The organism is Pseudarthrobacter sp. 1C304 (assembly GCF_052245515.1).
In the GTDB taxonomy this organism is placed as follows: domain Bacteria; phylum Actinomycetota; class Actinomycetes; order Actinomycetales; family Micrococcaceae; genus Arthrobacter.
The window spans coordinates 35,750-54,338 of sequence record NZ_JBQQCH010000013.1; the positions used below are offsets into that span (position 1 = coordinate 35,750).

At 66.0% G+C, this 18,589-nt stretch carries 19 protein-coding genes; 1 reads left to right on the forward strand and 18 read right to left on the reverse strand.

Going from position 1 to position 18,589, the window contains the following annotated elements; all coding sequences use genetic code 11:
• Positions 1–8 precede the first annotated feature (8 nt).
• The 14 genes from ACTWQD_RS17715 to ACTWQD_RS17780 all read right to left on the reverse strand — a co-directional run bounded on the left by ACTWQD_RS17715 (position 9) and on the right by ACTWQD_RS17780 (position 13,590).
• Positions 9–2,558 carry a bifunctional lysylphosphatidylglycerol flippase/synthetase MprF gene (locus ACTWQD_RS17715; protein ID WP_443197435.1) on the reverse strand — a complete coding sequence of 850 codons (2,550 nt, stop codon included), beginning with the start codon at positions 2,556–2,558 and terminating at the stop codon, positions 9–11.
• On the reverse strand, positions 2,555–3,928 hold the full coding sequence (locus tag ACTWQD_RS17720) for an alpha/beta hydrolase (protein ID WP_443197436.1): 1,374 nt from the start codon (positions 3,926–3,928) through the stop codon (positions 2,555–2,557). Before ACTWQD_RS17720 ends, ACTWQD_RS17715 begins: the two co-directional genes overlap by 4 nt.
• A 5-nt stretch (positions 3,929–3,933) precedes the next feature.
• Positions 3,934–4,365, reverse strand: coding sequence for a DUF2550 domain-containing protein (locus ACTWQD_RS17725; RefSeq protein WP_443197437.1), 432 nt, complete (start codon positions 4,363–4,365; stop codon positions 3,934–3,936).
• A gap of 10 nt (positions 4,366–4,375) precedes the next feature.
• Entirely contained in the window at positions 4,376–4,660 is a 285-nt protein-coding gene (locus tag ACTWQD_RS17730; protein ID WP_066432938.1) for a F0F1 ATP synthase subunit epsilon, read from the reverse strand.
• A gap of 1 nt (position 4,661) precedes the next feature.
• Positions 4,662–6,116: a F0F1 ATP synthase subunit beta gene (atpD, locus tag ACTWQD_RS17735; RefSeq protein WP_443197438.1), complete on the reverse strand. Its 1,455-nt coding sequence runs from the start codon at positions 6,114–6,116 to the stop codon at positions 4,662–4,664.
• An 81-nt stretch (positions 6,117–6,197) separates the two neighbouring features.
• The gene (locus ACTWQD_RS17740) at positions 6,198–7,091 is read right to left on the reverse strand and encodes a F0F1 ATP synthase subunit gamma (protein ID WP_443197439.1); all 894 of its coding nucleotides are present in this window, start codon (positions 7,089–7,091) and stop codon (positions 6,198–6,200) included.
• Positions 7,092–7,167: 76 nt separating this feature from the next.
• Positions 7,168–8,805 (reverse strand): F0F1 ATP synthase subunit alpha, encoded by a 1,638-nt coding sequence (atpA, locus tag ACTWQD_RS17745; RefSeq protein ID WP_443197440.1) that lies wholly within the window; start codon positions 8,803–8,805, stop codon positions 7,168–7,170.
• 87 nt (positions 8,806–8,892) lie between these two features.
• A complete protein-coding gene (locus ACTWQD_RS17750; RefSeq protein ID WP_443197441.1) occupies positions 8,893–9,717 on the reverse strand; it encodes a F0F1 ATP synthase subunit delta in 825 nt (274 codons plus the stop codon).
• On the reverse strand, positions 9,717–10,265 hold the full coding sequence (locus tag ACTWQD_RS17755; protein WP_443197442.1) for a F0F1 ATP synthase subunit B: 549 nt from the start codon (positions 10,263–10,265) through the stop codon (positions 9,717–9,719). Before ACTWQD_RS17755 ends, ACTWQD_RS17750 begins: the two co-directional genes overlap by 1 nt.
• Before the next feature lie 57 nt (positions 10,266–10,322).
• Complete coding sequence (gene atpE / locus ACTWQD_RS17760) at positions 10,323–10,526, reverse strand: ATP synthase F0 subunit C (protein ID WP_009356484.1); 204 nt, start codon at positions 10,524–10,526, stop codon at positions 10,323–10,325.
• Positions 10,527–10,632: 106 nt separating this feature from the next.
• A complete protein-coding gene (gene atpB, locus ACTWQD_RS17765; protein WP_443197443.1) occupies positions 10,633–11,433 on the reverse strand; it encodes a F0F1 ATP synthase subunit A in 801 nt (266 codons plus the stop codon).
• 91 nt (positions 11,434–11,524) lie between these two features.
• The gene (locus tag ACTWQD_RS17770) at positions 11,525–11,854 is read right to left on the reverse strand and encodes a hypothetical protein (protein WP_443197444.1); all 330 of its coding nucleotides are present in this window, start codon (positions 11,852–11,854) and stop codon (positions 11,525–11,527) included.
• Positions 11,847–12,332 carry a hypothetical protein gene (locus ACTWQD_RS17775; RefSeq protein ID WP_443197445.1) on the reverse strand — a complete coding sequence of 162 codons (486 nt, stop codon included), beginning with the start codon at positions 12,330–12,332 and terminating at the stop codon, positions 11,847–11,849. Before ACTWQD_RS17775 ends, ACTWQD_RS17770 begins: the two co-directional genes overlap by 8 nt.
• Before the next feature lie 124 nt (positions 12,333–12,456).
• Positions 12,457–13,590, reverse strand: a complete 1,134-nt coding sequence (locus ACTWQD_RS17780) for an MraY family glycosyltransferase (protein ID WP_443197446.1) — start codon at positions 13,588–13,590, stop codon at positions 12,457–12,459.
• 296 nt (positions 13,591–13,886) lie between these two features.
• On the opposite strand from ACTWQD_RS17780, the gene ACTWQD_RS17785 reads away from it, so the two are divergent.
• A complete protein-coding gene (locus ACTWQD_RS17785) occupies positions 13,887–14,783 on the forward strand; it encodes a glycosyltransferase (protein WP_443197447.1) in 897 nt (298 codons plus the stop codon).
• Here ACTWQD_RS17785 and ACTWQD_RS17790 read toward each other — a convergent pair.
• From ACTWQD_RS17790 to prfA, 4 genes are read right to left on the reverse strand one after another with little or no spacing between them, the layout of a single operon-like run.
• A complete protein-coding gene (locus ACTWQD_RS17790) occupies positions 14,780–15,547 on the reverse strand; it encodes a WecB/TagA/CpsF family glycosyltransferase (RefSeq protein WP_443197448.1) in 768 nt (255 codons plus the stop codon). The two genes, ACTWQD_RS17785 and ACTWQD_RS17790, sit on opposite strands and share 4 nt — an antisense overlap.
• Positions 15,544–16,350, reverse strand: coding sequence for an L-threonylcarbamoyladenylate synthase (locus ACTWQD_RS17795; RefSeq protein WP_443197449.1), 807 nt, complete (start codon positions 16,348–16,350; stop codon positions 15,544–15,546). The genes ACTWQD_RS17790 and ACTWQD_RS17795 overlap by 4 nt, the downstream gene beginning before the upstream one ends.
• Before the next feature lie 40 nt (positions 16,351–16,390).
• On the reverse strand, positions 16,391–17,296 hold the full coding sequence (prmC, locus tag ACTWQD_RS17800; protein ID WP_443197453.1) for a peptide chain release factor N(5)-glutamine methyltransferase: 906 nt from the start codon (positions 17,294–17,296) through the stop codon (positions 16,391–16,393).
• Between the two features lie 16 nt (positions 17,297–17,312).
• Positions 17,313–18,386: a peptide chain release factor 1 gene (gene prfA / locus ACTWQD_RS17805; RefSeq protein ID WP_066432916.1), complete on the reverse strand. Its 1,074-nt coding sequence runs from the start codon at positions 18,384–18,386 to the stop codon at positions 17,313–17,315.
• Positions 18,387–18,589: the final 203 nt, after the last annotated feature.

Consider the following 18,589-nt stretch of genomic DNA (forward strand, 5'->3'; position numbering starts at 1 on the left):
GTCTGGAGTCAGCGCACCAGGGTCCTCAACAGCCGGGCGCTTTGCCGCACGGACAATCCGGGCAGGTAGGCGCGGCTCAGGGCCCGGCCCATGGCGGGCAGCTGCAGCGGATCCTGGTAATAGAGGTACAGCGTGCGGTACTCAGGCTTGAAACGGGACTTGAAGCTGGCCAGCGAACGGAACCCGTACACAGGTTCCAGGGCCTTGCCCACCACATCGAGGATTGCCGCCAGCCCCTCGGACCCGGCGCTGCCGCCGTCACCGTCCGCCACCGAATCCTTCGCCAGCGGCGACCCGGACAGTGAAATGACCTCCACGGACCCCCGCAGCTCCTGCACTGCCGAGGCAATGAGGAACTCCATCACCCCGGGAAAGGAATCGCCGCGGCGGCGCATGAAGTCCAGCGTCCAGCTCACAAGGCGTCCGCCCTCGTACACCGGCAGCCAGCTCGTGACGCCCTGTACCTGCCCCTCGGCATCCACGGCGAGGCAGCAAAGCACCTCGTTGTCCTCGAGTTCGTCGATGCCGCCCAGCGTAAACCCCATCTCCGGGACGGTCTTCTGCGCGGCCCATTCCTCCGAGACCTCCATCAGCTGGGCCCGCAGGGCGGGGGAAAAGTCCGCGTAGCGGCCCCACACGGCGTGCACCCCGGTCTTCGCGGCACGGTTCAGGGCGGTGCGGACGTTCTGCCAGTCCTTGCCCTTGAACTCAAGGGTCCGCACGGCCAGCCTGGTTTCCTGCGCCACGGCCACCCGCCGGAATCCCCGGGCCTTCAGCATGGGCCACAGCTCATCCGTGCAGGAGTAAAAACCCGGAATCAGTGCGTGTTCGGCGCAGTAGCGGATAAAGCCCCCGGCGGTCTCCTCGCGGAACGCCGCCGGGCCGAAGGGCCCGGCCAGTGTCAGGGCCACGTTGCCGTGCTGCTGGTAGGCCACTCCCCCGCGGCGGCCCGGCGCGAACCAGTATTTGTTGGGCTCCCAGAGCGCCATCCAGGACAGCGAATCGCCTCCCTCATGGATGAGCGCCCGGGCCACGTCGCGGTCCTCTGCCCCGGCGTCCGTGCGGTGCAGCCGGCGCTGCAGCACCAGCCAGACGGCGGCGAGGGCTACGGCCCAGAAGACGATGCCGGAGGCAGCAAAGAGGAAGGCCTCGACGGCGTCACGGCCCTGGAAGACGCGGTTGTAGATGCCCGGGATGGGCAGCGGCAGGTACTGGCGGGAGAGTTCCGCGGCCAGGCCCAGCAGGCCGCCGTCGCGCTCCATGCCCCCGGCTGCCAGCCACACGGCGGTGTAGGTGGACGCCAGCACCAGCCACGTGCCGCCGACGACGGCGGACAGCGCACGGCGTGCCCGGGGGCTCGTCTCCACCCGGAACTGGCGGCGGTTGGCCGCGAGCAGCACCACCAGCACCAGCGGAACCACCACGAGGGGCAGGACGTGGACAAAACCGGATCCCATCACCCCGGTGTGGGGCCGGTTGGGGTACTGCGGAATCCGGGCCAGCAGGGAGAGGTAGACGGCGGCCATCGCCGTCACCGCCAGCTGGAGCGTGATGGCGATCCGCAACGCCAGCCGGCGTCCGTGCCGCATGCCGTCGGCGCAGATCAGCAGCAGCACCACGGGCACCACCGCCAGCGCGAGGCCCAGCGGCCCTGCAAATCCGGCGCGGCCGGCTTCAAGGCACGTGACGTCGATGGTGCCGCCGCAGTACTGCTCCAGCTGGTTCAGCGTGGGCAGCGGGTTGAGGAGGACGTCCCGCAGGAGGGCCAGCGGCCCGGTGGGGGTCCGGACGGTGGCGGTCAGGATGGGCCCGACGGCGAAGATCGCCACGGTGAGGGCCAGCAGGTTGCGGGTTTCGCGGCCCGTGGAGCGGTGGCGGTGCAGGGTGCCTTTGTCGCCCTGGATCCACCAGCCCGCCGCCAGCCCCGCCAGCGCCCCCGCGAACCCGACCACCGTCTCCGCGTGCCCCACATACAGCACCAGCATCAGGGAGAGGGACACCACGGCGGTGCGCAGCCGCCGTTGCCACAGCGTCGGCAGGAGCCCGCAGGACGCCAGCGACACCGCGAGGACTGCCGCATAGGGGCCCATAAGCCGCGCGTCGACCATCCGGCTGAGCCAGCCGTCGTCGACCTGGCGGGCGAACTGGGTGAGCAGCAGGAACAACGTGACGGCCGCGAACTGGGCGGCGAAGTAGAACACGGCGGTGCGCAGCGTCCCGAGCTGCCGTTCGGCCACGCCCAGCAGGAGCAGGATCATCAGCGCAGCGGCGGCGTAGGTCAGCAGGTTCGTGGCAAAGAACATGGAGGTGAACATCGACCACCAGTTCCCGGCCTTTAGCTGCGGGGCACTGACGGAGGCCACGTCCAGCAGGGATTCCGGCGGACCGCCGAGGAAGCTTCCGGTGGCGGCACCGGTGACCAGGAAAACCGTGAGGACGGCCAGGGTGAAGGGGATGGCCCGCAGATGCCGCAGCGACTGGCGCAGTCCCTCGCGGCCAAGCCCCTGCAGGGAGCTGGCCCCGGCGCTTTGCCGGCGTTCCGTTGCTCCCGCGGTCACTGCGCGATGCCCCAACGGGACAACAGGAAGTCGAGGCCGGCCGGGAGCGCCGTGGACGCGGCCTCCCAGGAGTGCCCGGCGCCGGGAACCGGCGAGGCTTCCACGCTGAAGCCGGCCTTCCGCGCGGCGTCGGACAGCTCGTCCATGTAGCCGAGGAATTCGGGGTCGCGCTCTCCGGCGGCGAAATAGATGCCGTGCCCCTCAAACCGGCGCTCCTGCATGATCCGCAGGGGCGTCTGCCGCTCGAAGGCCTCCGCGTCGCCACCAAACGACCCGGCGATGGTTTTGTCCCGTTCCTTGGCCAGGGCGGGTTCCCGCTCGCTCGAAAAGGCCAGGGCCGAGCCGTAGATGTCCGGGTGGCGGGTCACCATCTGCATGGCGCAGGTCCCGCCGAAGGAGAATCCCCCGGCCGCCCACCGCGAAGGGTCAGGGTCCACGTCCAGTGTGCGGTTGATCCAGTCCGGCACGTCCCTGGCCAAAAAGGTGTCGGCCCGGGCGATGCTGCTGTCCATGCACAGGGTGTTCCCCGAGGCCGTGCCGTTCGGGTCCGCCACCACCACCACCGGGGACACGCCGTGGTGCTCCGCGGCATAGCGGTCCATGCGGCTGCGCAGGGCCCCGCCCGTGAGCCAGTCCGCCGGTGCCCCCGGCTGCCCGGCGAAGAGGACCAGGACCGGGAGGGCGGGCCGGGGCGTCGCGAAGTAGGCTGGCGGCAGGTAGATGTAGGCTTCGCGGCTCTGGAAACCCGAGGCGGTTCCGGGGATGGTGGCGCGCCGCAGCACCCCGCCGTCGGGCAGTCCGGCGGGAGGGCGCCACCCGGACAGGCTGGCCGGAGCTGTCCCGGGAATGCGCTTGAGCCCGTCTTCCAGGGGCTGGATCCGGGCGACGGCGGTCCCGGTCAGGTCGCTCACCGTGTGGTTGAGCCCGAAGTAGGCGTTGACCTGGACGGCGGACAGCAGGACCACGCCGAGGAGCGCGCCGAGGGAGACCGCGGTAGTGCGCACGCGGCGCCGGGTGCGGGTCTCCCCGGGTTCCGCGGCAGTCCGCCAGGTGGTCCAGAGGTGGCGGCCCCAGAGGAGCAGTGCCGTGACGGCGGCCAGGGACCAGGCCAGCACCTCACGCGGAAGGTCTCCGGGGAAGACCGGGACGGCGTAGATCAGAAGCCAGTGGATGCCGGCGAGCAGTGCGGCGGCGGCCAGAACGGCGGCGAGGAGGGGAAGCAGGAACAGCAGCCCGCGGCGGGGCCCGGTGTCCTGGCTGCTGCGGTGTCCGCCGCGCCACAGGAGGTAGCCCAGGCCTGCGGCTCCGGCTGCCCAGGCCGTCCAGAGCACCGGCCCGTCCACCAGCCGGAGGTCTTCGAGGAAGTCCACCGGGGCTAGCGCCAGGTGCCCACGCCGATGACGGGCCCGGCCTCGAGCCAGGAGGACAGCCCGGTGTAGGCGTCGAACCGCATGGCGAGCAGCACATCCTGTCCCTCGTACCGGAGTTCAACGATCACGGTGTCGGGCTGGACTTTGACAAGTTCGGATTCGGTGGGCTCGCGGCGGCCAAGGAGCTCCAGGGAGCTGCGCCGGAACGTGTGTTTGGGCCGCGTGCTCAGCGAGGCGAGGCGGAACCATTCGAGGTCGTTGTCCTGATAACGACAAACCCCCATCTGCCAGCTGTTTCCAGCCGTGCAAATGGAGGCGTCCACCGTGCCCAGGGCGCGCCGCAGATTGAAGCGGCGCACCCCGGAAAGGCACAGTGCAAAGACCAGCAACGCAAAGACCGTTGCCAGGACGATGAACGGAAAGACAGTATCGTTCATCAAGGTCGTGCTAGCGGATCCCCGCAGTAGCCGCGTCGCCCATTTTGGCGTTGTCAGCAACAATGACGACCCTGTTGTTGTCGACGGAGAAGAATCCGCCGTCGACAACTACAGCAATGCGGTCACCGGAGACCGGCTCGATGGCCAGTTCACCTTCGGCCAGAATCGCCAGCAGGGGCGAGTGGCCGGGCAGGATTCCGATTTCACCATCGCTGGTGCGGGCCTTGACCATCTTGGCCGCTCCGGACCACACGAAGTGGTCCGCTGCCACAATCTCAACCTCAAGCTCAGCCATATTACTTGGTCTGTTCCTGGATCTTGGCCCACTGGCGCTCGACGTCGTCCAGGCCACCGACGTTGAAGAACGCCTGCTCTGCGATGTGGTCGAGTTCGCCGTCGCAGATCGCCGCGAAGCCTTCAACGGTGTCCTTGATGGACACGGTGGAGCCTTCGACGCCGGTGAACTGCTTGGCGGTGTAGGTGTTCTGCGACAGGAACTGCTGGATGCGGCGTGCACGCGACACGACGATCTTGTCCTCTTCGGACAGTTCATCAACGCCGAGGATGGCGATGATGTCCTGGAGTTCCTTGTTCTTCTGCAGGATCTGCTTGACGCGGACGGCCGTGTTGTAGTGGTCGTGGCCGATGTACTGCGGATCCAGGATGCGGGAGGTCGACGTCAGCGGGTCAACGGCCGGGTACAGACCACGGGAGGCGATTTCACGGGAAAGTTCCGTGGTCGCGTCGAGGTGTGCGAAGGTGGTCGCCGGAGCCGGGTCGGTGTAGTCATCTGCGGGGACGTAGATGGCCTGCATCGAGGTGATGGAGTGGCCCTTGGTGGACGTGATGCGCTCCTGGAGGAGACCCATCTCGTCCGCCAGGTTGGGCTGGTAGCCCACGGCCGACGGCATGCGGCCGAGGAGGGTGGAAACCTCGGAGCCTGCCTGGGTGAAGCGGAAGATGTTGTCGATGAAGAGCAGCACGTCCTGGTTCTGGACATCGCGGAAGTACTCCGCCATGGTCAGTGCGGACAGCGCCACGCGCAGACGCGTTCCCGGCGGCTCATCCATCTGGCCGAACACAAGGGCGGTGTCCTTGAGGACGCCTGCCTCTTCCATTTCGACCCAGAGGTCGTTGCCTTCACGGGTACGCTCGCCGACGCCGGCGAACACCGAGGTGCCGCCGAAGTTGCGGGCAACACGGGTGATCATTTCCTGGATCAGGACGGTCTTGCCGACACCGGCGCCACCGAACAGGCCGATCTTTCCACCCTTGATGTACGGGGTGAGAAGGTCGATCACCTTGATGCCGGTCTCCAGCATCTCGGTGGAGCCTTCCAGGGTCGCGAAGGCGGGGGCCTTGCGGTGGATCGGCCAGCGTTCGCTGATCTGCAGTTCCGACTCGGCAACGTCGAGGGGCTGGCCCAGCACGTTGAAGATGTGGCCCTTGACGCCGTCGCCGACGGGCACGGAGATGGGGGCTCCCGTGTCCACCACAGCGGTACCGCGGACGAGGCCGTCGGTTGCCTGCAGGGAGATAGCACGAATGACGTTGTCGCCGAGGTGCAGGGCGGTCTCGAACGTGATGGTCTTGGTCTCACCGTTGAGAGTAATCTCGGTGGTGAGTGCGTTGTAGATCGCGGGGATTGCGTCAGCCGGGAATTCGACGTCGACAACCGGGCCAATAACACGTGCAATACGGCCGGTGGCACCGGCCGTCGCGGCTACGTGTTCGGTAGCAGTGGCAGTCATCTCTCTCACTTCACTCAGTAGATGGCGTTGGGGTTAAGTTTACTTTGGTGCAGGTACAGCTGGTTCCGGGGCCCGGGGTGGCTAGGACGCGTTCAACGCGTCGGCACCAGCCACGATTTCGGAAAGCTCCTGCGTAATTTCAGCCTGGCGGGCGGTGTTGCGCAGACGCGTGAACTTCTTGATGAGCTCGGTGGCGTTGTCGCCGGCGGACTTCATCGCCCGCTGGCGGGCAGCAAGCTCCGAAGCGGCTGCCTGCAGCATTGCGGCGAAGATCCGTGATTCGATGTAGCGCGGCAGCAGGGCATCAAGTACCTGCTCCGTTTCCGGCTCGAATTCGTAGAGCGGCAGGAGGTCCGACTCGGACGCAGCCTGCTCTTCGACAACCTCAAGCGGGAGAAGACGGACAACCGTCGGCTCCTGGGTGACCATCGACTTGAAGCGTGTGTAGACGACATGGATCTCGTCAACGCCGCCCTCGGCGTAGTCCGTTGCGAAATCGGACAGCAATGCCTCGCCGATTTCCTGTGCGGTGGCAAACTCCGGTGCATCGGTGCCGCCGGTCCAAACACGTTCGTAAGGACGGTTCCGGAAGTCGAAGTACGCCTGCGCCTTGCGGCCGACGAGGTACATCTTGACTTCCTTGCCCTCCTCCACGAGCAGCTCGTTAAGGCCTTCCGCCTGCTTCAGCACGCTGGCGGAGTACGAGCCTGCAAGGCCGCGGTCCGAGGTGATGACCAGGACGGCGGCCCGGCGGATCTGCTCCGGCTCGGTGGTGAGCGGGTGGTCGATTTCGCTTTGGCTGGCAACAGCAGAAACGGCACGCGTGATGGCGTTTGCGTAAGGCAGTGAAGCTGCTACGCGTGCTCGGGCCTTCCCGATGCGCGAGGTAGCGATCAGTTCCATCGCCTTGAAGATCTTGCGCATCGACGTCGTCGAGCTGATCTTCTGGCGGTAGACCCGAATCTGGGCTCCCATACTTATCCTTTCCTAAGATCCTGATGGCCGGGACTGCCGGAACCCGTGCGGGCTCCGGCAGTCCCTGCCAGCAGAACTAGCGCTTCTGCTTGACGATTTTTTCCTGGTCGACCTGTGCCTCGTCGATGGGGGCGTGCTCTTCGTGCCCCGCACCCACCAGAAGGTTGTCGCCCTCGCCGAAGAAGCCCTTCTTGAAGTCCACGATCGCGGTCTTCAGTGCTTCTGCAGTGTCATCGCTCATGACGTTGGTCTGGGCCAGCGTCGTGAGGATGGAGGACTTGTGCTTCAGGTGCTCCAGGAACTCGGTCTCGAAGCGGTTGATGTCTTCAACCGGAACGTCGTCGAGGTGGCCGTTGGTGCCGGCCCAGATGGAGACGACCTGGTCCTCGACCGGGAACGGCGAGTACTGGCCCTGCTTGAGCAGTTCCATCAGGCGTGCACCGCGGGTCAGCTGCTGGCGTGACGCGGCGTCGAGGTCCGAGGCGAACATGGCGAACGCCTGCATGTCGCGGTACTGCGCCAGTTCCAGCTTCAAGGTACCGGAGACCTTCTTCATGGACTTCACCTGGGCGGCGCCACCAACGCGGGAAACGGAGACACCCACGTCGACGGCGGGACGCTGGTTGGCGTTGAAGAGGTCCGACTGCAGGAAGATCTGGCCATCGGTGATCGAGATCACGTTGGTCGGAATGTAGGCGGAAACGTCGTTTGCCTTGGTTTCGATGAGCGGCAGGCCGGTCATCGAACCCGCACCGAGCTCGTCGGAGAGCTTGGCACAACGCTCCAGCAGGCGGGAGTGCAAGTAGAAGACGTCGCCCGGGTAGGCTTCGCGTCCCGGCGGGCGGCGCAGCAGCAGCGACACTGCACGGTAGGCCTCGGCCTGCTTGGACAGGTCATCAAACACGATGAGGACGTGCTTGCCGCCGTACATCCAGTGCTGGCCGATCGCGGACCCGGCGTAAGGCGCCAGGTACTTGAAGCCTGCGGGGTCGGATGCCGGGGACGCCACGATGGTGGTGTACTCCAGCGCGCCGTTGTCCTCGAGGGTCTGGCGGACAGCCGCGATCGTGGACGCCTTCTGGCCGATGGCGACGTAGATGCAGCGGACCTGCTTGTTCACATCGCCGGAAGCCCAGTTGGCCTTCTGGTTGATGATCGTGTCGATCGCGATGGCGGACTTGCCGGTCTGGCGGTCGCCAATGATCAGCTGGCGCTGGCCGCGGCCGATCGGAATCATGGCGTCAATCGCCTTGAGTCCGGTCTGCATCGGCTCGTGCACCGACTTGCGCTGGGTCACGCCGGGCGCCTGGAGTTCCAGTGCACGGGTGGTCTCAGCCTTGATGTCACCGAGGTCATCGATCGGCTGGCCCAGCGGGTCAACGACGCGGCCAAGGAAGGCGTCGCCCACCGGTACGGACAGGACCTGTCCGGTGCGGTGGACTTCCTGGCCTTCTTCAATGCCGGTGAAGTCGCCGAGGATGATGACACCGATTTCGCGGACGTCGAGGTTCTGGGCCAGGCCCAGCGTGCCGTCTTCGAAGCGAAGCAGCTCGTTCGCCATGACCGAGGGAAGGCCCTCAACACGGGCGATGCCGTCACCTGCGGTTGTTACACGGCCGACCTCGACGCGCTCTGCGTTTCCGGGCTCGTAGGACGCCGCGAACTCGTTCAACGCATTACGGACGTCGTCGGCGTTGATGGTCAATTCGGCCATCTGCAGTCCCTGCTCTCCTGTTTTCGTGATCATCGTTGCTCACGATGACCGGGGTTTCGTTTCGTTAAGTAGTGCTTGTCCGGCTGGCTAGGCGATCTGGCGGTGGAGCTGGCCCAGGCGGGCGAGTACCGAAGCGTCAACCACTTCATCCCCTACCTGGATCCGGAGGCCACCGATCAGTGCCGGGTCAACGTTCGTGTTGATTTTGAGCTCGCGCCCGTACAGGGCATTCAGCCCCGCCTGCAGACGGCTGGTCTGTGTCTCCGTCAGCGGACGGGTGACGCTGACCGTGGCAATCCAGCGCTGCTGGCGCTTGGCTGCGAGCTCGGCAAACCGACGAACGAGCTTGGTCACCTTGAGGCCGCGCGGCTGCGAAACTGCCTGTCCGATAAGGACTTTCGCTTCCTCGCTTGCACTCGGCACCAGCTTTTCAGCGAGGGCCACCTTGGCAGCCGGGCTCGCCTGCGGTTCGGACACAGCACGCTGTACCTCGTGGTTGGACTCAACGGCCTGGTTGAAGGAGAACAGATCGTTCTCCAGCGCTTCCAGGCCGCTGATGCCGGAGGCAGAGACGGCAGACTTGTTCTCAGCAACGGCGATGACCACCGAAGCGGCAAGAGTCTCGAGTGCATCGCCGATGTCACGGGCGGATGCCCAGCGTGAACCGGCCAGTCCGCTCGCGATGTCCACAGCGTCCGCGGTGACTTTCCCGCTGAAGAGCTGCTTGATAAGCGCCGACTTTTCGTCACCGCTGCGGGACGGGTCAGTCAGGGCGCGGCGCAGGCCGGCCGAGCTGTCCACAGTTCCCAGGATTCCGAAGAGTTCCTTAGCCAACTGCAGCGAGGCAAAAGGAAGCTTTGCTTCCAGCGCCCCCAGAGCCGTAGTCAGCGATTCGCTCGATACACCTGCCATTACTTAGCTGCACCTGCGTTCTGGTTCTCCAGATCTGCCAGGAAGCGGTCAACCACACGGGCCGAACGCGCGTCGTCCTCGAGAGACTCGCCGACGATGCGGCCCGCCAGTGTGGTGGCCAGCGTGCCCACCTCCGTGCGCAGCGACACAACGGCCGCCTGGCGCTCGGACTGGATGGCCGCGTGTGCCTGTGCCGTGATGCGGGCAGACTCTGCAGCTGCCTTCTCCTTCAGGTCCGCAAGGATCTGGGCGCCTTCGGCACGTGCTTCCTCGCGGATGCGGTTGGCCTCGGCACGGGCATCCGTGAGCTGCTGCTTGTACTCTTCGAGTGCAGCGGAAGCCTCTGCCTGGGCCTTTTCAGCCTTGGCAATGCCGCCCTCAATGGCCTCGGCACGCTCGGCAAAGGTCTTCTCGAACATCGGGACAACGTACTTGACCACGATGAACATGAGAACAGCGAAGCCGGCGAAGACAACAAGCATCTCCCAGGGATTGGGAACCAGAGGGTTGGCGCCCTCTGTGGCGGCTGAGATGATCAGCTGATTCATAATTCACCCGTCCTTATCTACTCGGTTCTGGATGTTCGCTTGGTTCTAAAGTTCAGACTAAAGAACGAACGCGAAGACCAGGCCGAGGATGGCGAGGGCTTCAGTCAGCGCGAGGCCGAGGAATGCGATCGGCTGGAGGACACGCTGTGCCTCCGGCTGACGTGCAACGCCGTTGATGTAAGCGGCGAACACGAGACCAACACCGATACCACCGCCGATTGCGGACAGACCGTAACCTACGAGGTTGAGATTGCCTTCCATTTTTTTCCTTTCAAGATGCCATCTGTGTGGCAGGTTGTTTGGTGTGCTTCATCCCCCGAGGGGAAGATTTTATGTGCCTGCCGGCTGGGCGCCGGCCGGCGGGTGCCTAGTGGCTGTCCGCGTGCAGGGCGCCTTCAATGTAGATGGCGGTCAGCAGGGTGAACACGTAGGCCTGCAGTACCATGATCAGCGCTTCCAGCATGTACATGGCAATCGCGCCGCCGAGGACCAGTACCGAGGTGCCCTTGAGCAGGATGTTCTCCTGCATGATGAGGAACTCGATGCCCGAGCCGGCAATCATCACAATGAGGTGGCCGGCCAGCATGGTCGCGAACAGACGGAGGCTGTGCGTGACCGGGCGGACCAGGAAGTTGGAGATGATCTCGATCGGAATGACGATCGGAAGAATGTAGACCGGGACTCCGGAGGGCACGGTGGCCAGCTTGAAGTACCTCAGGCCGTTCTTCTTGATGCCGATGGCGATCCAGGTGACGTACACGATCGCGGCCAGCACGTAGGCACCGCCGACGTGCGAGAACGTGGGGAGCTGGATCAACGGAATCGCACCGTAGATGTTGTTCAGAAGAATGAAGAAGAACAGGCTGAAGAGCAGCGGAACGTACTTCATGAAATCTTTGCCGCCGATGATGTCCTTGGCAATGCCGTTGCGGACGAAGCCATAGGCGGCCTCGCCGGCGAACTGCAATTTGCCGGGAACAAGCTGGCCCTTGCGGGCAGCTAGCAGAAAGAATGTGGCGATAATAATGACCGAAAGGATTACCAGCAGCATCTGCTTGGAGAATCCGTCGGCCGCCCCCCACGGCAGGATTGCCGGCAGGTGCATTTCATCAATTCCAGGAGGCGTAAAAGTTCCTGAATCTTGGGCCGGGAGCGCAAGCGCGATCAACGCGTTTCCTCTCTGCAGTGTCCATCATTGGGCGTCGGTCGAGGAAAGGCGACGTTGCTGTCGCGCTCTCCCCCTGTGAAATTATTTGGCATTACTGATCCTCGTCCTTGGACGGGCCACGTGCAGCATTGTCCCCACCAGCGGACTTGTCCGGGCTGGTGAGGCCGTGCATATGAGAAAGATAGAACCCTCCCGCGGCTCCAAGCAGGGCGCCTGCGAGCACAATCCAGCGGGTTCCCCACAGATTATCCAGACCCCACCCTATCAAACTCCAGACGAGGATTCCGCCAACAATGTAGCTGAAGACGGCGATGCCGGCGTTGTATCCGCCGTCTTCCCCGTCGGCAGAAACACCGGGGGCTCCGGCAGTGGTTTTGGGGGTGGCGGGCTTGTTGGTGCGGCGGACTTTGCGGCTAGACATGGGTGCCGCCTTCCGGTGTCTCGGGGTCGTTGTACAGCTGGAGCCTCGCTTTGCTGAAGCCGTAGATCTCCGCAGCCTGCCAGAGCACCACGGTCACGACGGCGCCGGCCAGGAACCAGCGGCCGTCCAGCCATTCGGGACTGCCGATGGCGAACAGCACAACGGCAAAGCCGACGACTTTGATGAAATAGGTGGCCGCAAACAGGCCGATGGCACCGGAGGAATGGTTCCGGCCGCCAAAGTGGCCCACCAGCAGGCTGATCGCGAAGAAGGCGATCACCAGCGCCCCGCCGAAAAGGCAGGACAGCGCGGCTGCCGTGCCCCCCATCAGGAGCGCCGCCAGGCTGGTGAGCAGCAGGGCACCGCCGCCGACGGCGGAGCTCAGGGCCAGCAGGCGCAGCCACAATGATTTTGTGGGACCTGAGACACCAACTCGTCCGGCGCCGGACGGATGTCCGGGGTCGGCGTCGGAGGTCATAAGATCCCAATCGTCGAAAGGCTGGCTGCTGGTCAAAGAGGCGCGGCGAAGTGCCGCCCCTGAATTCTACATGAGATAGAAATTATTCGGAAAAGCCGTGAACCGCGATCCCCGGAGCAGCGGCTCATTCACCTTCGGCCGACGACCGGGGTCCCCGGGACGGGGCTTTGTTGCGCAGGTACGGCCACGCCGTCACGACGGCCATGACCGCCATCGCGGCGAAATTCGCCACCAGGACAATCTGCCAGGGGAAGATCGCGAAGGCCAGGCCGCCGAACGCCAGCACGCAGGTCCACAGATACATCATGATCACCGCGCCCCGGTGGGAGTACCCAATGTCGAGAAGCTTGTGGTGCAGGTGCCCGCGGTCCGCCGACCACGGCGAGCGTCCCAGTGCGGTGCGCCGCACCACGGCCAGGCACAGGTCCAGCAGGGGCAGGAACAGGACGGCGAAGGGCAGCAGGATGGGGATGATCGTGGGGATACCGTTGGCCCGATCGTACAGCCCCGAGCTGATCTGTCCGGTGGACACAATGCCCGCCGAGGCCATGATCAGGCCGATCAGCATGGCGCCGGAATCGCCCATAAAGATCTTCGCGGGGAACCAGTTGTGCGGCAGGAAGCCGATGCAGGCGCCTACCAGCACGGCCGTCAGCAGGGTGGCCAGGTCCGAGCGGTCCAGCAGCACTGCCGTCCGGTGCACCCAGTAGGCCGTCAGGAAGAACGCCGTCCCGCCGATGATGGCCACGCCGGCCGCCAGGCCGTCCAGCCCGTCAATGAAGTTGAACGCGTTCATGGTGGTCACGATCAGCCCCGCCGTCAGGGCGATGCTGACGGCCTCGTTCTCGATCACAATGGGTTCGGGGATAAACGGAATGATGGTCATCCGGACGCCCCACATCGCAACCACCAGCGCCGCTGCGCTTTGGCCGATGAGTTTGACCCACCAGCGCAGGTCCAGCAGGTCGTCCGCCACCCCTACCAGGACGATCACCGCCGACCCGGCGAGGATTCCCCACGGGGCGTCATTGTTCCGGAAAATGTCCTTGACGAAGAACGACTGGCTGGCAACCACCAGGCCGACGGACAGTCCGGCAAAGATGCCCAGGCCGCCGAGCCGGGAGACAGGGGTCGAGTGCATGTCCCTGCTGCGGATCGGGGAGAACAGCTCCATCCGGTTCCCGACGTAGCGGGCACCCCAGGTTGCTGTGTAGCTCACGACTGCCGCTGAGAGCATCATGAGCAGGTACATAATCACTGCGGAGACACCTGCCCGGAGCGGCTGGCGCAGGGCACACCCGGTTCGCCGGAACGGACCCGCGGTGATGCTGCGCGGCGCCGGTGGTGGGGTGAACTTAGCTGCTGTGGGTCTGTCGTGCGATAAATGAAACTTCTCCGTCGCCGTGCGCAGGGCAGGCAGTGCGTAGTGCCTGACAGGGCTGTATTACAGTGGACTCTAGTCAAGATACTAATGCCAATGGCCACCTGTCTTCGCGTCACACGGCCCATTGCCGGGCGGAAAACCACCGGCGGCCGTGCTGAAAGGAACACTCGATGACCCTGTCGGTTGCAGTTGCTGCCGTGACGTTTGACCGTCCCCGGGAGCTGGCGGTCCTGCTGGACGCCATCAACAACCAGACGGCATCGGTCCGCTCGATCTGCCTCGTCGATTCCGGTACGGTCCCCGCCAAAGATGTCGCGGAAGCGCATGCAAACGTGGAGTACGTCCGGTCCGAAGCCAACCTCGGCGGTGCGGGCGGGTTCTCGCTCGCGATCCTGAAAGCCGTCGCCACGGGCGCCGACTGGATCTGGATGATGGACGACGACGCCGAGCCCGCCGACCCGGAGTGCCTCGCCACCCTGGTCCGGGAGGCTGAGGCCCGCGATCTTGAGGCCGTGGTCCCGCTGGTGGTCGCCCCCGGCCACCCCGACCGGCTCTCCTTCTTCTTCCGCCTCGACGGCAAGGTCACCCACGACCGGGCCGAAGTGGAGAAACTCGGCTTCCTGCCCAACGACGGCCATTTCTTCAACGGTGCACTGATCCGCTCGGACGTCTTCTTCAAGGTGGGCCTGCCGGACATGCGCCTGTTCATCCGCGGCGACGAAGTGGACTTCACCATCAGGCTCCGCAAAGCCGGCGTCCGGTTTGGCACCGTCACGACGACGGCGATCACGCACCCGCACGCCTTTTCCGAGACGCAGCACGTGTTCGGCGCCCGCTGGCATGTGATCGTGCCGGAGTCGGCGTTTAAGCGGTACTTCTACTACCGGAACCGCGGCTACCTGATCCGCCGCCATTTCCGGGCCAAGTCCCTCGTCGCGGATGTTGGCGGTTACCTCGGCTACTTCCTGCGCCGGGGCGACCTCCGCGGCCTGGCCGACTGGTTCGGGGCTTTCTCCGCCGGACTGCGCGGCAAGGGCTTCGGCCCCCTCAAGGACCAGAAGTTCTAGCCCCTGGGCTGTAGCCGGCGCCGGACCAGCAGGCCGGCGAGCAGCCACGGCTCGCCGAACACACGGTAGGCGACGCGCCGCGGGTGCAGCACCAGGCGCCAGGCCCATTCCAGGCCGAGGCGTCCCAGCCACCGCGGTGCAAGCTTCTGGATCCCGGCAATCTGCTCGATCGCCCCGCCCACGGCGCAGTAGACGGCAGGGGGCAGCTCCCCCAGCCGGCGCGTGAGCACCTGCTCCTGCAGCGGCATGCCGAGCCCGAGCAGCACCAGCTGCGGCCGGAACTCCGACAGCCAGGCCACGGCCGACTCTTCCAGGTCCTTGTTCCAGCCTTCGCCGGGCATTCCGGCGACCCGGGCGCCCGGAACGACGGCGGCGAGCCGGGACACTGCCTGCGAGTTCGCCACCGGCCCCGCTCCGATCACGGCAATCCGCTCCAGCCCGCTGACGTCAGCCAGGGCGGGAATCCAGTCGGTGGAACCGAGCCGGTAGTCCATGACGGGAACACCGTCCGGCCGGGCCTGGCTGCCGCGAGACCACAGCATCAGCACGGGGGCGCCGTCGATCAGCACCACGTCGCTTTGGTCATAGAACCGCCGGAACGCCGGATCCGAATGGCACAGGGTGACGCTGTGGAGATTGTGCCCGACAATCGTGCGGGTGGTGCCCTCGGCCACGTAGCGGGTGAGCACCTCTGTCAGCTCCGGGACCGTCAGGGGCGTGGCGTCCACGTCCAGGACGGGGACGCTCTGTCGCTCGAGGGTCATGCGGTTCCGGCCGGCTCGTCAGCGGGGTCTTTGCTGGCCGGGTCTGCGCCTGCGGGGTTATCGCTGGCCGGGTCTGCGCCTGCCCTGCCTGCGGCGGGGTCTTCGCTGGCCGGGTCTGCGCCTGCTCCGCCTGCGGCGGGCTGTTCGTCCACGCCGAGCACCTCCGGGACCACCTCGCGGAGCCGGTCAAGGCTGATTGCCCCCAGGCGCACGACTCGCAGCGGCAGTGATGTGGCGTCAACGATGGTGGACGGCACCGCGTCGGCGCCTTCGGCCGGGCGCGGGCCGCCTTCGAGGTAGACCTCCACGGACTCGGCGAGCTGGGCTTCCGCCTCAGCGGCGGTCTGCGCGGCGGCCTGGCCTGTGCGGTTGGCCGAGGACACGGCCAGCGGCCCGGTGAGGGTCAGCAGATCCTGGGCCACCTCGTCAGCCGGGATCCGCAGGGCCACCGTGCCCTTGGTCTCGCCGAGATCCCAGTCCAGGGACGGCTGGGCGTGCAGGATGAGCGTCAGTCCCCCGGGCCAGAACGCCTCGGCCAACCGGCGGGCCTCGGCCGGCACGTCCGTGGCGAGGCCGTCGAGGGCGTTGAGCCGTGGAATGAGCACCGGCGGCGGCATCTTCCGGCTGCGGCCCTTCGAGGCCAGCAGCAGGGTCACGGCCAGGGGCGAGAACGCATCGGCCGCGATCCCGTAGACGGTGTCCGTGGGGAACACCACGCACTTCTGGTCGCGGATGGCCCGCTGGGCATGTTCAAGTCCTGCGGCCCGCTGTTCAGCTGCCGCGCAATCGTAGCTAGTTGTCACTGGCCCATTCTTTCATCACTTGGGAGGGTTGCCCGGATCATCAGCGGGCGGACGGACCGGCGAGGACGGCACTGGTGGCCCGGTCCTTGCCGTTGAGGTCGCGGTGCGTGGTGACGGCGGACCAGAGCCCGGAGCGCTCCAGCATGGCGGCGATCCAGCCGGACTGGACCTCGGCGTGTTCCATCACGAAGTAGCCCCCGGGGACCAGCAGCCGGGCCGCGGAGGCTGCGGCCGCCGTCGGAAGTTCCATGCCGTCCGCTCCCCCGCCGTACAGGGCCTCCGGCGGATCGTGCAGCGCCACTTCGGGTTCGTTGGGCACCGCCTCGGCGGGAATGTAGGGAGGGTTGGAGACGACGACGTCGAAGGTCCCGTTGTGCTCGGGCAGGGCATCGCGCAGGTCCCCGCGGATGAGGTGGACGCCGAGCGGCGCCAGGTTTTTCGCCGCCCAGGCATGGGCGAACTCGCTGTACTCCACAGCGTGCACCTCTGCTCCGGGAACCTCGTGCGCGATGGACCCGGCGATGGCACCGGACCCTGTGCCCAGGTCAACCACCTTGGGACGTGCCGGGGCCTGCATCCGGTCCGTGTCCTTGAGCCAGTCCGCGCCCTTAAGCCAATCGAGGACCAGCTGCACCACGGATTCGGTTTCAGGGCGCGGGATGAAGACCCCCGGGCCGACGGCCAGGTCGAGGTACCGGAAGTGCGCCACACCCGTGATGTGCTGCAGCGGAGTGCGCCGCGCCCGTTCCGCGACGAGCTCCCCGTAGCCCTCCGGCGCCGGGGTATCCCCCAGCATCAATGCTCGGAGCCTGCCGGGTCCGACGCCGAGCAGGTGCCCGGCCAGGAGTTCGGCGTCCACCCGGGGGCTCGGGACCCCGGCGGCGGCCAGCGTGGCAGCGGCCTCGCGGACCGCGTCCCCGAGGCCGGGCCCGGTGCGTTCTGTCATCACCACGGCGGCCGTGCTAGTCGCCGATGGCGTCGAGGCGGGCCTGCTCATCCATCTCGATGGCCGACTGGATGACGGGTTCCAGGTCGCCGTTCATAACCTGGTCCAGGTTGTAGGCCTTGTAGCCGGTGCGGTGGTCCGCGATCCGGTTTTCCGGGTAGTTGTAGGTCCGGATGCGCTCGGAGCGGTCCATGGTGCGGATCTGCGACTTGCGCTGCGCGGAGTTCTCGGCGTCGATCTGCTCCTGCTGGTGCGCCAGGATGCGTGCGCGGAGCACGCGCATGCCGGCCTCGCGGTTCTGCAGCTGCGACTTCTCGTTCTGCATGGCGACCACAATTCCCGTGGGAAGGTGGGTGATCCGGACGGCGGAGTCGGTGGTGTTCACGGACTGGCCGCCGGGGCCGGAGGAGCGGTAGACGTCGATCTTGAGGTCGTTCTGGTTGATTTCGAGCTCTTCGGGCTCGTCCACTTCCGGGAGGACCAGCACACCGGCGGCGGAGGTGTGGATGCGGCCCTGCGACTCGGTCACGGGCACGCGCTGCACACGGTGCACGCCGCCTTCGAACTTGAGCCGGGCAAAGACACCCTCGGCGGGGTCGTTCGAGCTGCCCTTGACGGCCATCTGGACGTCCTTGTAGCCGCCAAGGTCCGATTCCGTCGCCGAAATGATCTCGGTCTTCCAGCCGCGGGATTCCGCGTACCGGGTGTACATGCGCAGCAGGTCGGCGGCGAACAGCGCGGCCTCGTCGCCGCCTTCGCCGCCCTTGACCTCGAGGATCACGTTGCGGGCGTCGTCCGGATCCCGCGGGATCAGCAGGCGGCGCAGCTTCGCGGCGGCGGTCTCCAGCGCAGCCTCAAGCTCCGGCACCTCGGCAGCGAACTCGGGATCCTCGTCCGCCATCTCCTTGGCAGCGGCCAGATCATCGCGGATGCCTTCCCAGCGGTGGTAAGCCTCGACAATGCCATTGAGCTGTGCCGAGCGCCGCCCCAGCTTCCGGGCAAGCTTCTGGTCAGCATAAACAGCAGGATCGCCAAGCTGCGCCTGGATGGCATCATGCTCATCCAACAGGCCCTGTACGGACTCAAACATTTTCAAAACCTCTTTCGACTTGGTTCCAAGTCTAGTTACTGCAACGCGGGGTCACTTACCGCCCAAAATATCGGCCCCGACGGGCCCCAAGTGACCCCGCGTTGCTGTGAAGCGACGGTGAGCAAACAGCAAAGCCGCTCAATATATGCCGGCCGGGGAGTGGCTTCGGGCCTGCCGGAGCCGGGTGGCTGACGATCGTAGAT